This is a genomic window from Bacteroides eggerthii (assembly GCF_025146565.1).
In the GTDB taxonomy this organism is placed as follows: domain Bacteria; phylum Bacteroidota; class Bacteroidia; order Bacteroidales; family Bacteroidaceae; genus Bacteroides; species Bacteroides eggerthii.
On sequence record NZ_CP102258.1, the window covers coordinates 1,104,449 to 1,118,328 of the forward strand.

Sequence of the window (13,880 nt, forward strand, 5' to 3'; positions counted from 1 at the left end):
AGTAGACCTTTGCCCGCTACTCTTATTACTTGTCGAATATTAATCGTTGATTATTATGAATACACTAATAGGATTGTTGATCATCGCTATTGGCAGTTTTGGACAAAGCAGTTCATATGTGCCTATCAATAAAGTTAAAGGTTGGTCTTGGGAAAGCTTCTGGTTGATACAGGGTGTTTTTGCCTGGCTTGTTTTTCCGTTGTTGGGAGCCTTGCTTGCCATTCCGGCTGGCAGCAATCTGATTGAACTCTGGGGAACCGGTGGCGCATTGCCGGCCATTGTCTATGGCGTCCTTTGGGGAGTAGGCGGCCTGACGTTCGGATTGAGTATGCGCTATCTGGGTGTCGCTTTGGGGCAAAGTATCGCTTTGGGCACTTGTGCCGGTTTTGGAACTCTGTTTCCTGCTTTGTTTGCCGGAAAGGATTTGTTGCATGGCGACGGGTTGATGCTCCTTATTGGTGTCTGTATTACTTTGGCGGGAATTGCGGTTATTGGTTATGCCGGCAGTTTGCGCTCCAAGAATATGAGTGAAGAGGAAAAAAAGGCGGCAGTAAAGGACTTCGCATTGACAAAGGGATTGCTGGTCGCTTTGCTGGCGGGGGTGATGAGTGCATGCTTTGCTCTTGGGCTGGATGCCGGAACACCTATTAAAGATGCGGCATTGGCGGGTGGTGTTGCTCCGTTGTATGCCGGGCTTCCTGTTATCTTTCTGGTTACCCTGGGAGGCTTCTTTACCAATGCGGTTTATTGTATTCAGCAGAATGTAAAAAACAAGACCGGTAAGGAATATTTGTCGGTTAAGGGGAATACATTTATAAATAACCTTTTGTTCTGTGCCCTTGCCGGTGTTCTGTGGTATTCACAATTCTTTGGACTGGAAATGGGCAAGAGCTTTTTGGGCGGCAGTCCGATATTGCTTGCTTTTTCCTGGAGCATACTGATGTCGTTGAATGTGACATTCAGCAATGTTTGGGGAATCTTGCTGAAAGAGTGGAAAGGGTGTGGATCTCGTACCATTGGTGTGCTGTTGCTGGGATTGGTGATTCTTGTCACTTCCATTATTGTAGTGGCAATGGCGCAAGCATAAAATGATATAAGAGCCTGTTTAAATTTTCAAGTTTGATATTGAAAGAGTGTTTCTTCTTTCCTCGAAAATGATTATTTTTAAGTTACCACACTTGAAATAATTTTATGTATTCGACGGATTTAGAAGAAACACAGTGGCAAGTTATCAAGAAAATCTTGAACCTGCAAGAAAGAAAACGAAAATATAATTTGCGTGAGATATGGAATTCCATCTTCTATCTCGTGAAAACGGGTTGCCAATGGCGTATGCTCCCCTCCCATTTTGCCCCTTGGGAACTGGTTTATTACTATTATCGCAAATGGTCTTCCATGGGTGAATTTGACTTGTTGCTGAATAATTTACGTGAGAAAGTCCGTGTCAAGCAAGGTCAAAAAGCCGAAGCGAGCGTGGGTATTATGGACAGTCAAAGCGTCCGCTGGGGTGATAACCGTTCTCTCAATGGCATTGACGGCAATAAGAAGGTGAAGGGCATTAAGCGTCATGTTGTCGTGGACAAGAACGGTTTCCTGATAGCTGTCATGGTAACAATAGCTTGCGTACATGACGGAAAGGCCGCTTACCTGTTGGCCAGATGTTTGAAGGAGCTTTGTTGCAATATCAAAGTTATCTTGGCGGATGCCGGATATAGGGGAGAAGTGGCTGCCAAAATTAAAAAAGTTTTCGGATATGCGCTTGAAGTCATTGTAAGCGGAAACAAGTCAAACGGCTTTAAACCAATAGGAAAGAGATGGATTGTGGAAAGAACTTTCTCATGGTTTGATAATTATAGGAGGCTCTGCCGAAACTACGAATTTACGTTCGATTCGGCAGAGGAGATGGTGAAACTTGCTGCAATAAGAATGTTGCTGAACAAAATTTAAACAGGCTCTAAAATATAATCATTAAAAATAAAAGACATGAAATCAATTCTTGAAAATCGTCCTGCCTTGGCTCGTGAAGTCAATCAGGTGGCAGAAGTGGCTGGTTACCTTTGGCAAAAAGGGTGGGCGGAACGTAATGGAGGTAATATAACTCTGAATATTACGGAATATATAGATGATGAAATCAGAAGCCTTCCGGCTATCAGTGAGGTGAAGCAAATAGGGAAAAAACTTCCTTTTCTGAAGGGATGTTATTTCTATTGTAAAGGGACTCAGATGCGCATGCGCGATTTAGCGCGCTGGCCCATGGAGAATGGCTCGGTAATTCGTATTCTGGACGATTGTTCCAGTTATGTGATTATTGCCGATAAACCGGTGATGCCGACATCGGAGTTGCCTTCCCATCTTGCGGTTCATAATTATCTGATTGGAAAGGGTTCTCCTTATAGAGCGTCTTTGCATACGCATCCTATTGAGCTTATTGCTATGACCCACAATAAGAAGTTCATGGAAAAAGATGTGGCTACTAATTTGCTTTGGAGCATGATTCCGGAAACAAAAGCCTTCTGTCCACGTGGCTTGGGAATGATTCCTTACGAGTTGCCGAGTTCTGTGAAATTGGCCGATGCTACTATCGAGGCTTTGAGTGATTATGATGTAGCCATGTGGGAAAAGCATGGGGTTTTTGCAGTGGATGTAGATATAATGTCTGCTTTCGACCAGATAGATGTATTAAATAAATCTGCGCTGATTTACATTGCTTCCAAGAACATGGGCTTCGAACCGGATGGTATGAGTCGGGAGCAGATGAAAGAGATGACTAAGGCTTTTAATTTACCTAAATAAAAGTAGAGCATAATTATGTATAGGATGATATTGAACGAAACCTCTTATTTTGGAGCAGGCTGTCGCGAGACAATCGCGGTGGAAGCTATGCGCAGAGGTTTCAAGAAAGCATTTTTTGTGACAGACAAGGACTTGATTAAATTCAAGGTAGCAGATAAGATTATTGAAGTTTTTGAGAAGAATCATATTCCTTATGAGCTTTTCTGCGATGTAAAAGCTAATCCTACTATTGCTAATGTGCAGAAAGGTGTGGATGCTTTTAAGGCATCGGGTGCTGATTTTATTGTGGCTTTGGGTGGAGGCTCTTCCATTGATACGGCAAAGGGCATTGGCATTGTAGTGAATAATCCGGATTTTGCAGATGTGAAATCGCTGGAAGGTGTGGCTGCAACCCGCTATAAGGCTGTTCCGACTTTTGCTTTGCCCACAACGGCAGGAACTGCGGCTGAGGTCACTATTAATTATGTGATAATTGATGAAGATGCAAAGAAGAAGATGGTTTGTGTAGACCCCAATGATATTCCGGCTGTGGCAATTGTAGATCCTGAATTGATGTATTCTATGCCGAAGGGTCTGACGGCGGCAACAGGTATGGATGCCTTGACGCATGCTATCGAAAGCTACATAACTCCGGGGGCTTGGGCTATGTCGGATATGTTTGAACTGAAGGCTATTGAAATGATTGCTGCCAATTTGAAAGCGGCTGTCGATAATGGTAATGATGTGGTTGCCCGCGAAGCTATGTCTCAAGCACAATATATTGCCGGCATGGGATTCAGTAATGTCGGTTTGGGCATCGTTCATTCAATGGCGCATCCGTTGGGAGCTCATTATGACACTCCGCATGGTGTTGCCAATGCATTACTTTTGCCGTATGTAATGGAATATAATGCAGAATCTCCGGCTGCTCCGAAATATATCAATATAGCTAAAGCTATGGGAGTGAATACGGATGGCATGACCGAGCTCGAAGGTGTGCGTGCAGCAGTGGAGGCAGTCCGGAACTTATCGTTGAGTATCGGTATTCCTCAAAAGCTGCATGAAATCAATGTGAGAGAAGAAGACTTGCATCAATTGGCTATTGACGCTTTCAATGATGTTTGTACAGGGGGTAATCCTCGTTCCACTTCTGTCGAGGAAATTGAAGAATTATACCGTAAGGCTTTTTAATTTATATCGGACTCACGTTATATTAAGGCAGTAACTGTATACAATTTTACAGCAAAGCCTCCTATAAATAATTATACGATTTATGGGAGGCTTATATTTTAACAAACCCTTGTCTTGCACATACCGCTTTGGTGGCTACCTTCGTTTTCTATTGTGTTTTTTTTATTAAAGATTTCATAAATGCCTCTTCTTTCATAAATATTTTCTATTTTTGTCAAGCACCTACTATGAAGTGTACACATTATGATTAAGGACTACAATGATTTAGGAGTAGAATTCAAGTATCTTATTGTAAATGATATGGACCGGAAGTATGGCCTGTGGGCGAATACTGTGGGGTTTCAGTCCATTCAGCCGAATTCTCCCTATCCTTTAAGAGATCATCCCTCGGGTTATTTTTTTAATACACAGAAAGGGCGTGTCCTACGCGAATATCAGTTTGTCTATATAACAAAAGGCCGAGGGGTGTTTGCTTCGGAGAATACACCGGAGAAACCACTATGCAGAGGTCGTTTGATAGTTCTTTTCCCCGGGCAATGGCATACTTATCACCCTTATCGGCAGACCGGTTGGAATGAATATTATATAGGTTTCGAAGGGCCTGTTATTGACAATCTGATGAAAAATGGTTTCTTGTCTAAGGATAACCAGGTGCTTGAAGTCGGTTTGAACGAAGAACTGGTATCTCTTTTTTCCCGGGCTTTGGAGATTGCGGAGGCCGATAAAATATCTTCCCAGCAATATCTTGCCGGTATCGTTTTACATATGATGGGGATGATACTGTCTGTTTCTAAGAATAAGATTTTTGAGATAGGCGATATTGATCAGAAAATAGAGCAGGCTAAGATTATTATGAATGAAAATGTCTTTAATAATATTGATCCGGAAGAATTGGCTATGAGGCTAAATATTAGTTATTCTTGGTTCAGGAAGGTGTTTAGGGACTATACCGGTTATGCTCCTGCCAAATATTTCCAAGAATTGAAATTGCGGAAAGCTAAACAATTATTGCTTAGTACCTCTCAGTCCGTCAAAGAGATTTCTTTTATGCTTGCTTATAAATCCACCGAACATTTTTTTGCCTCATTTAAGAAGCGTACCGGTTTCACTCCATTGGAATATCGTTCTTTTGGCAGGGAGACTGATGCGGAGAATGAATATTGACTCAGTTGGAATAAAAAAACGACAAGCTGTATAATACAGCTTGTCGTTTTTTTATTGTCGGCTACACTATCGAATTATCGAACAAGTTTATAGTGGATTTTGAGAAGATTATCCAATTTTTAGGCAAGTACAGTAATATACAAACAGAAACTATTTTGAAGGGGAAATAAGTGTCTATTTCCTTTTGGGAAAAGAAATAGTACTGTAACCCGACACTCTGAATATTGTATTTTAGTAGGCGTGATTGATAATAACAAACGACTCTGTATCTAAATTTTCTGGTCCAGATATTTTTTTCTGTGAAATCAGCCTACTATTCTTTACATTCTTACTTCATTTGACTATTTATCTAGTATAAAATCAATTAATATGGATAATATAGGAAAGAGAATGTATCGCAATCTTGGAGACGATACCAAAGCAAAAATCAGTCAATCATTAAGAGGTAGAAGTAAGTCAGCTTCGCATATCCAAGCAATATCACAAGGCATGAGTAATTACTGGAAGACTATACCAGTCAAACCAGATGATAACCCAAGTGACAAGACAGAAAAAGAGGGGCAGTAATCCCCCTCTCTTTTCATAGTCCTTTGATATACTCCATTATCAAAGGGGGAAATTGTAGCCTACAGAGTACATTTCCCACAAGAATAAAAGAATAACTTTAATTTTTTAATGACATCGCAATATGAAACGAAACGATTAATCACTTTTGATAGAATTAAAATTAAATCCAACTATAAATATCTTCTCAATACTAAAGTGAAGTTTAATGAAATGTTTCATTCACGTAGTGGAGAGAAAATAGGTATATTTTATAGTTCTAAAGATGATATAAATATACCTTATAACCTTTATATAGCTGTCAGTTATATAAAACAAACCTTAACTCTTGAATTTTCCAGTAAGATTTTGAAAGAAAAATATCCAGACTTAATTTCAAGAGATACTATCAAAGAATGTCTAACCAATATAAACCAACTAAATATTTGTGATATTGACGTAGATAGTATCTTATCAAATGGGGCAATTACATCAGTAGATGTAACTTATGATGCAAACCTTATTCTAAGTGATAATCTTCTGGACGCTCTTAATTCGCAAGTAAACAACTATAGACGCTTCAAGTGGGCACATTACGATAAAGAGGGCATTATGTTTACTAAAGATGTGAAATCCAAAGATTGTACGGAAACAATTATCTTATACAATAAGGAAAAAGAAATATGTACCAGCCATAATAAAGACTTCTTAAATAGTTTATCACAACCACAAACAGTAATGAACTATTTCAAAGGAAAAACCCGATTTGAAGTCACATTAGACACACCTAAAAAGATAATGAACTATTTGAATTTAGCCGACACTAAAATATCCAGTGTATTAAATTCCGATACAAACCCTATCCTTACTCAATTTGACAAGGTTTTCAGTAATTCTACAGCCAATATGCCAAACACAACTTTTGATGATTACGAAAATTGGGCAATGAAAATCATTCTTGAAAGGTACAATGGTGACTTAAAACTACTGGAGCAAGATGTTAGGAGCAAATTCAGTTCACGCAGTGGGGCAACAAAACGAATGAAAAAATTTGAAACGGTCTATCATGCAATGACATCAGCCTCAACCAGTGGAAACCCTATTGAAAAGATACGTAATCTATTACTTTGATGAGGCTTGTGTGTCAAAAAGAAAAGTGTATCATTTTAATCTTATAAAAGACCTATTGATACACTTTTTCTTGTATCATTTTAATTTAAAAGATTAAATTTCTTATTCTAATATCTTATATGGGATAGTCAGTGTTCCATTTAATATTACTTCTTTTTTAAGATTATTGGTATATTTCAAATTCTTAAATTCCAATGTTAGTACCTTTTTTGAAGTATCAATATTTTGAACCACTAGATTACCAGAACGAAAATCACTATCTGTAATATATTCATCTCCACTATTATATTCCATTAATAGCCCTAATTTACTGGTAATATCACTTCCTGCTGAAAGATTTTCTAGCTTGGTGGATAGAGTACCTTGAATATACACTCCAGTATTAATAACGCTGGCGTCATTTACCCAGAATGTAAAAGCTCTGAAAGAGGTGGAAGGGTCATACTCACCTTCAATACTTTTGACCTTAATAGCTTCGCCATTCATTGTCAGACTGGAAGCTGCACCCGAATTGTCATCATCGTCTTTTGAACATGACGCAAAAACACACGCAGTCAATATGACTACAAAAAGCATAAATAAATTCTTTTTCATTTTAAAATAAGATTTGTGCTATCTGCCCCCGATAAGCGGTTTATAAATGGGAAGAAGCGTGGGCAATTCGTTAGTTTATTTGTTTTCAAGGCTCTGGTAAACCCACACACAAAATAAACAACGACGCCCACGCCCCCTATAAAACAAGGACGTGAGCGTTTAGTTGTCATTATCTCTGTGTGTGAAAGAATTTACCAGATTCTGAAAACGAGATAATATCCTAAACGCTTCTACGTTAAATTTCTAATATGTCAGTGCAAAGATAATAGCTTTACTTTGATTATAAATGTTTAGTTGCATATTTTATTTTGATACAGATGATTTTATTGATTAACCGTCTGGTCTAGAGATTATTAACTATGATTGTTGTGCCAATTTGAAGCTGGAACCGTATATTTGTACAGTTAAATAGTAATTAATATGAAAACAGCAGTAATTTTAGCACGAGTAAGTACAATGGCGCAAGATTTTGACCGTCAGGTTGATGAGCTGAAATCTTATGCATTGAATAATGATTTGAATATAATGAAAATATTTGCTAATAAAATTAGTGGAGCTAAAAGTAATGATGAACGTTGTGAAATCATTGAACTGATACAGTATGTAAAAGAAAACCACGTTGATAAAGTATTGGTACTTGAAATCAGCCGCTTAGGACGGAATACGCTGGAGGCTCTGAAAGTGATTGAGTTACTTAACCATGAGAAAATTTGTTTATGTGTAAAGAATTATAATATCGAAACGCTGGATAGCTTGGGAAATATTAATCCAATGGCACAATTCCTTATTACTATCTTACTGGAAGTTGCCAGAATGGAACGTGCTACAATTCGACAACGAATGGAAAGCGGATATGCACATCATATACAAAATGGTGGGGTTGTTGGACGTAAACCTGGTTATCGTAAAACTATATCGGAGATGAAAGAACAGTATAAAGAAGAAATTAAACTGTTGAAAAGAAATTACTCTTTAAGAAATGTGTCTAAATTGACTGGTACGAGTGTAAATACTCTTCGTAAATTAGTCGGTTTAATGTAAATTAACGCAATAGGGTGGTAAAATAATCTATAAGTCGTATATTTGCTTGGAAGAAAAGTAAATCCACCACGAAAGACACTTCAAATTCAATTTATTGGAACAAGTTAGGAGCAGGAAGCACGTTCATGTGTATGCACTTCCCTGCTCTGTGGATATTGCATGAACGTGTGAAAATAAGTCGTGCAATGGCATGACAAATAATCCTTTATAACAAATGTTTAACGAGGATGAATTGAAAGTTTATGATAAGAAATTTCAAGCAATAGGTATTTTAGACAAAGAAGAACAAAAAAAGATACTGGAGTTCTTCTATACATTAGGTATTATTACGTTTAACCTTTAATTTGATGATTTATGAGTAAGAAAAAGAGTAAAGAGAAAGTAGTAGAGTATTCCAAATTGGAACATAAAGTTGCTGCTGTCTGGACACGAGTCTCAACGGGAAAACAAGCGGACAACAACGGTAGTTTAGAGTCTCAAAAAAGAATTTGTGATGAATATGCTGCTAGTAAAGGTATCCGTATAAAAGAATATTTTGGGGATACTAATGAGAGCGCACAGACTGAGGGAAAACTATATCGTAATATGATTGAAAAAGTGGCTAAAGATAAGGAGATTAATGTAATATTAGTTGCTTCTTATGACCGCTTTAGTCGTACAGGTCCAGAAGGTATAATGACAAAGGCATATTTAAAAGCAAAAGGCATTTTTGTCGTTTCAGCAACGCAAGCAACCGACCCAGATAGTGCGGCTGGTACATTCATGGAGAATATAATTTTTCTTTTTAATCAATTTGAAAATAGTTTAAGGAGGGATAAAGCTGTTATTGGCATGACTGATTGTCTAAGAAAGGGTAATTGGTTTTCCAAACCGCCATTAGGGTATAATAAAGTAAAGGTTGAAAAAGACCATATTCTTACAGTAAATGAAACGGGCAGAATATTGCGTAATGCTTTTATCTGGAAAGCTACAGAGGGGATTGGGGATATAGAAATAGTTCAGCGGTTAAAGGAATTAGGGTTATCTATTGACCGAAAACATTTGAATAAAATTCTGCATAATCCATTTTACTGTGGGTATATACAGCATAGTTTGTTGGGTGATGAAATTATAAAAGGTAATCAAGAGATATTAATTGATGAGGCTACCTTTAATAAAGTGAATGGCATATCTAATACTGGATATGAACATAAAAAAATAACAGAGCCATTTCCATTGAAAAGGCATATCATCTGTTCAGACTGTGGTGGCTATTTAACTGGATACACAGTGAAAGCACGTGGGAAGGATTATTATAAATGCAATAAGAAAGGATGCAAGAGTAATCACAGTACAGAAAAGTTGCATCAGAAATATATCAATCTTTTGAATGAATATAATATACCAGATGAATATATTCCGATACTCACAGACGTTTTAAGAAAGGTTTTTGAAGAATACAACCAAAATAAAGGTGAAACAAAGAAAGTCCTTTTAAAACGAAAAACAGAGTGTGAAAATCAAATTAATGCAGTCAAAGTAAGGTTGGGTTTAGGGGAAATCAATAATGAAATATATACGGCTACTATGGGCGAATTAAATTCAAGATTAGCAGAGGTCAAAAGAGGTCTTGAAGATGCAGGGAAAAATTTATCGAACATGATGAAATATATCAATCAAACGATTGAAATGTCTTGTAAATTAGGTAGTTTATGGAATGATAGCAACTTTGTGGATAGGCAAAAAGTACAGAATTTAGTCTTTCCAAGTGGAATTTACTTCGATAAGGAAAAAGATGATTATCGAACAGAAAATGAGAATGAAGTATTTAAGATTTTCCGCAGATTTACAGAGACTTACAAGGATGAAAAAGAAAAAGCGACAACCGATTTTGCTCGTTTGTCGCCTTCTGTCGGAATGAGGCGACTCGAACGCCCGACCCCTACGTCCCGAACGTAGTGCGCTACCAACTGCGCTACATTCCGATGCCCTTTCAAAAAAGTGGTGCCACCAGGAATCGAACCGGGGACACAAGGATTTTCAGTCCTTTGCTCTACCAACTGAGCTATGGCACCTTTTTTGTTTGCGGGTGCAAAGATAAAGAGAATTTTTTATATTGCAAGGCTTTTTGGGAAATTTATTAGAAAAATCCCCTTTGCAACTTTACTGAATGAAGACAAAGGGGATGTTGGTATTACTTATTGAAATAGATTTCGATACGGCTTTTTTAATCTATATTAGGATTGATGCTGTGCCAGTCTTTAATCGGAGGTAGCACGCCCATTCCGATAACCTCATCACGCAGTTTGCAGAGATGTGCATAACTCTCTTTCAGTTTGGCTTCTTCTTCGGGTGTACCTTTTAATTCTTTGTAATGTACGCCTTCTTTGTTGATTTCAGTTTCCATAGCCATCATGATATGGTCAAAACCATGGCTGTGTACGTATGTGCCTGCCGGCCAGCGGAAAGGCTTTCCGCCCATAGCGGCAGCAATCATTTCGATAGAGACATAGGCGGGGCTTTGGAATGAAGAGCGGCCACGCAAGGCAATAATGTTGGCGCCGCCTTTGATAACCTTAGCTTGTATCTCTGTCCATTGTTCTTTAGTCAAGGCGGGAGTTCCGATGATGTCCAATAACGGTTTGCCGTCCACTTTGGCAGTGGAGGCATATACGGCCATTTGTTCGCCATGTCCGCCATAAGTGCGACAATTCTCTATCTTGTCGGGGAGTATTCCAAAATGTTTGGAAAGCTCGCTGCGCAGGCGGGTACTGTCAAGCGCTGCCAATGTTGTGACTTGGGAAGGTTTCAATCCGGAATATAATAATGTGATCAGACCGGTAATGTCCGCAGGGTTGAATATAACGACTACATGTTTTACGTCCGGACAGTAGGCTTTCACATTCTTTCCGAATTCTTCGGCAATGGCGGCATTGCCTTTCAATAAATCTTCGCGGGTCATGCCTGCTTTACGGGCGGCACCACCGGAAGACACTACATATCGGGCGCCGGTCAGCGCTTCTTTGATGTCGGAAGTGAACGTAAGGTTCAGTCCCTCGAATCCGCAGTGAAGCATTTCTTCGGCCACACCTTCCAGTCCGGGAGCATAAGGGTCATATAAACAAATGTTTGGGGTGAGACGCATCATAATTGCGGTCTGCGCCATGTTGGAGCCAATCATGCCGGCTGCTCCTACAATGGTTAGTTTTTCGTTTGTAAGAAAATCCATAATTATATTATTTAAAGGTGAATAACAAACATTCTTTTGAATTGTTGTGCTACAAAGATAACCATTTTCCCTGTGGAGTTGTTCATATAAAAAAGTTATCTTTTAGAGTGAAAAGTTATTCCTTATCTTTATCTTTGCACAGAATGGAAAGATAAGTTTGGACCTGTTGGTATTATCTTTTTTGCAAACGTCACGAAATATAAATTATATGAGTATAGAGTTAGGGAAATTCAATACCTTGAAGGTGGTGAAAGAAGTCGATTTCGGTATGTATCTGGATGGAGGTGAAGAAGGGGAAATTTTGCTTCCGTCGCGTTATGTACCCGAAGACTGTAAGCCGGGAGACGAATTAACGGTGTTTATCTATCTGGACAATGAGGAGCGGCTGGTTGCTACTACGTTGACGCCGTTTGTGCAGGTTGGGCAATTCGCTTGCCTGGAAGTGGCGTGGATAAATCAATACGGCGCTTTTCTCAATTGGGGGCTGATGAAAGATTTGTTTGTTCCTTTTCGTGAGCAGAAGATGAAGATGCAGGTTGGGAAGCAGTACGTAATCCATGCACATCTGGATGATGAGAGTTACCGGATAGTGGCCTCTGCGAAAGTAGACCGTTATCTCTCGAAAGAGAAAGCCCCTTATGAACCCGGACAGGAAGTAAACATACTCATCTGGCAGAAAACGGATTTAGGCTTTAAGGCCATCATAGAGAACCGATATAGCGGATTGCTCTATGAAAGCGAGATATTCCAACCTCTGCATACAGGCATGACACTGAAAGCCTATGTAAAGCAAGTTCGTGAGGATGGCAAGATCGACTTGGTGCTTCAAAAGCCGGGAGTGGGTAAGGTGGAAGACTTTTCTGCCACTCTCCTGAACTATATACGTGAACAGGGAGGACGGATCACTTTGCATGACAAGAGCCCTGCAGAGGAGATTTACGAAACATTTGGCGTCAGTAAGAAAACCTTTAAAAAGGCGGTCGGTGATCTGTATAAGAAACATCTGATACGGTTGTTGGAAAACGGCATTGAGCTGGCAGACTCCTCTAACCCCTAAAGGCGATAGGGTTTTCCCTATAATATATTAGAGAGAAACAGAAGGATGGGGGAAAATATTCCCCTATTTTTGTTTTCACTAAAAAGTTGATGGAATATTAAACCTATAAAGAACGTTACCATGAAACGAATATTATTCATATTATTTGCAGCAATAATGAGCACTACCGTTTGCCATGCTGCGATGAGCAACAGTAGAGTACGTAAAGAGACGCGTTTCCTTACGGATAAGATGGCTTATGAACTGAACCTGAATACAGCACAGTATAACGATGTGTATGAAATTAATTATGACTTCATTTCCGGTGTGCGTTATCTGATGGATGATGTGTTGCGGGGTGAGGAATGGGCGTTGAACCGTTACTATGATTATCTGGATGTGCGCAATGACGATTTGCGTTGGGTGTTGAGTAGCCGGCAGTACTCCCGTTTCATGCAGGCTGCCTACTTCTTCCGCCCGATTTATGTGAGCGGTGGGCGCTGGTCTTTCCGGATTTATGTCACTTATTCCAACCCGAACCATTTTTACTATCCGCGTCCTCATCATTATCGCACCTACTGCGGCGGGCATTATCGTACCCATCACCACAATGTGAGCTATTACCGGGGACGGCATAATCATCCTGCTTACAACGGCCCTTTCCGCATTCGTGATAATAAATCGTACCATACGAGTCGGCGTGCGGATTTCGGTTCGGTCAATATCCGTCCTAACTCCAATATGCGTCCTGACTCCGGTACGCGCCCAAATTCCGGTGCACGCCCTGGCGTAGGGCAGTCCGATCGCCGTCCGGGTGTCAATGGTTCGACGCGCCGTTCCGATACCAAGAAAGAAGTAAGTAAGTCCAGACGTGAGCGGAGCTCTCAAAAGGAGAGCGTAAGACGTAGCAGTTCCTCCTCATCCTCCACACGCAGCACACGTGCCTCTTCCCGTTCGTCGGATAAGGATAACGGCGCGATGAGGCGTAACTAAGCCCTTGTCATGTATCTATGATGAACGCCCCTTTCCCTCCGTATGAGCGGAGAGAAAGGGGCGTATCAACACACAACAACTAAAATTATATATTTGGTTATCCGCTTTTATAGATATATCCTTTGACCGGTGATCTTTACGATTGATAATCTTTCTTTCGTGGTTTCTTTCCTATACCTATCTATAATTATAAGCCTTTTAATATAG

Annotated in this window: 13 protein-coding genes and 2 tRNA genes; 11 read left to right on the forward strand and 4 right to left on the reverse strand. The window is 39.6% G+C overall.

Annotated features, from left to right (window positions below):
* Nucleotides 1-55: 55 nt before the first annotated feature.
* From rhaT to NQ546_RS04535, 7 genes are all read left to right on the forward strand, one after another.
* Nucleotides 56-1,087, forward strand: coding sequence for an L-rhamnose/proton symporter RhaT (rhaT, locus tag NQ546_RS04505; RefSeq protein ID WP_004292271.1), 1,032 nt, complete (start codon nt 56-58; stop codon nt 1,085-1,087).
* Between the two features lie 104 nt (nt 1,088-1,191).
* Entirely contained in the window at nt 1,192-1,947 is a 756-nt protein-coding gene (locus tag NQ546_RS04510; protein WP_004292393.1) for an IS5 family transposase, read from the forward strand.
* 36 nt (nt 1,948-1,983) lie between these two features.
* Nucleotides 1,984-2,793, forward strand: coding sequence for a rhamnulose-1-phosphate aldolase (gene rhaD, locus NQ546_RS04515; protein WP_004292273.1), 810 nt, complete (start codon nt 1,984-1,986; stop codon nt 2,791-2,793).
* A gap of 15 nt (nt 2,794-2,808) precedes the next feature.
* On the forward strand, nt 2,809-3,963 hold the full coding sequence (gene fucO, locus NQ546_RS04520) for a lactaldehyde reductase (RefSeq protein WP_004292275.1): 1,155 nt from the start codon (nt 2,809-2,811) through the stop codon (nt 3,961-3,963).
* A gap of 243 nt (nt 3,964-4,206) precedes the next feature.
* Nucleotides 4,207-5,127: a helix-turn-helix transcriptional regulator gene (locus NQ546_RS04525; protein WP_004292279.1), complete on the forward strand. Its 921-nt coding sequence runs from the start codon at nt 4,207-4,209 to the stop codon at nt 5,125-5,127.
* Between the two features lie 369 nt (nt 5,128-5,496).
* Entirely contained in the window at nt 5,497-5,694 is a 198-nt protein-coding gene (locus NQ546_RS04530) for a hypothetical protein (protein ID WP_004292281.1), read from the forward strand.
* 108 nt (nt 5,695-5,802) lie between these two features.
* The gene (locus NQ546_RS04535; RefSeq protein ID WP_004292283.1) at nt 5,803-6,801 is read left to right on the forward strand and encodes a hypothetical protein; all 999 of its coding nucleotides are present in this window, start codon (nt 5,803-5,805) and stop codon (nt 6,799-6,801) included.
* 102 nt (nt 6,802-6,903) lie between these two features.
* On the opposite strand, the gene NQ546_RS04540 is transcribed toward NQ546_RS04535, so the two are convergent.
* On the reverse strand, nt 6,904-7,395 hold the full coding sequence (locus NQ546_RS04540; protein ID WP_004292286.1) for a hypothetical protein: 492 nt from the start codon (nt 7,393-7,395) through the stop codon (nt 6,904-6,906).
* Nucleotides 7,396-7,815: 420 nt separating this feature from the next.
* Between NQ546_RS04540 and NQ546_RS04545 the strand changes: the two genes are divergently transcribed.
* Together NQ546_RS04545 and NQ546_RS04550 are read left to right on the forward strand one after the other, a co-directional pair.
* On the forward strand, nt 7,816-8,436 hold the full coding sequence (locus tag NQ546_RS04545) for a recombinase family protein (protein ID WP_004292288.1): 621 nt from the start codon (nt 7,816-7,818) through the stop codon (nt 8,434-8,436).
* Between the two features lie 354 nt (nt 8,437-8,790).
* Entirely contained in the window at nt 8,791-10,374 is a 1,584-nt protein-coding gene (locus tag NQ546_RS04550) for a recombinase family protein (protein WP_004292292.1), read from the forward strand.
* On the opposite strand, the gene NQ546_RS04555 is transcribed toward NQ546_RS04550, so the two are convergent.
* The 3 genes from NQ546_RS04555 to NQ546_RS04565 all read right to left on the reverse strand — a co-directional run bounded on the left by NQ546_RS04555 (nt 10,328) and on the right by NQ546_RS04565 (nt 11,644).
* Nucleotides 10,328-10,400, reverse strand: a tRNA-Pro gene (locus NQ546_RS04555). The two genes, NQ546_RS04550 and NQ546_RS04555, sit on opposite strands and share 47 nt — an antisense overlap.
* Before the next feature lie 17 nt (nt 10,401-10,417).
* Nucleotides 10,418-10,490: transfer RNA gene (locus tag NQ546_RS04560), tRNA-Phe, on the reverse strand.
* A 152-nt stretch (nt 10,491-10,642) separates the two neighbouring features.
* A complete protein-coding gene (locus NQ546_RS04565) occupies nt 10,643-11,644 on the reverse strand; it encodes a malate dehydrogenase (protein WP_004292295.1) in 1,002 nt (333 codons plus the stop codon).
* A 208-nt stretch (nt 11,645-11,852) separates the two neighbouring features.
* On the opposite strand from NQ546_RS04565, the gene NQ546_RS04570 reads away from it, so the two are divergent.
* A complete protein-coding gene (locus tag NQ546_RS04570) occupies nt 11,853-12,701 on the forward strand; it encodes a CvfB family protein (RefSeq protein WP_004292298.1) in 849 nt (282 codons plus the stop codon).
* Between the two features lie 120 nt (nt 12,702-12,821).
* Complete coding sequence (locus NQ546_RS04575; RefSeq protein WP_004292300.1) at nt 12,822-13,673, forward strand: hypothetical protein; 852 nt, start codon at nt 12,822-12,824, stop codon at nt 13,671-13,673.
* Nucleotides 13,674-13,880 lie beyond the last annotated feature (207 nt).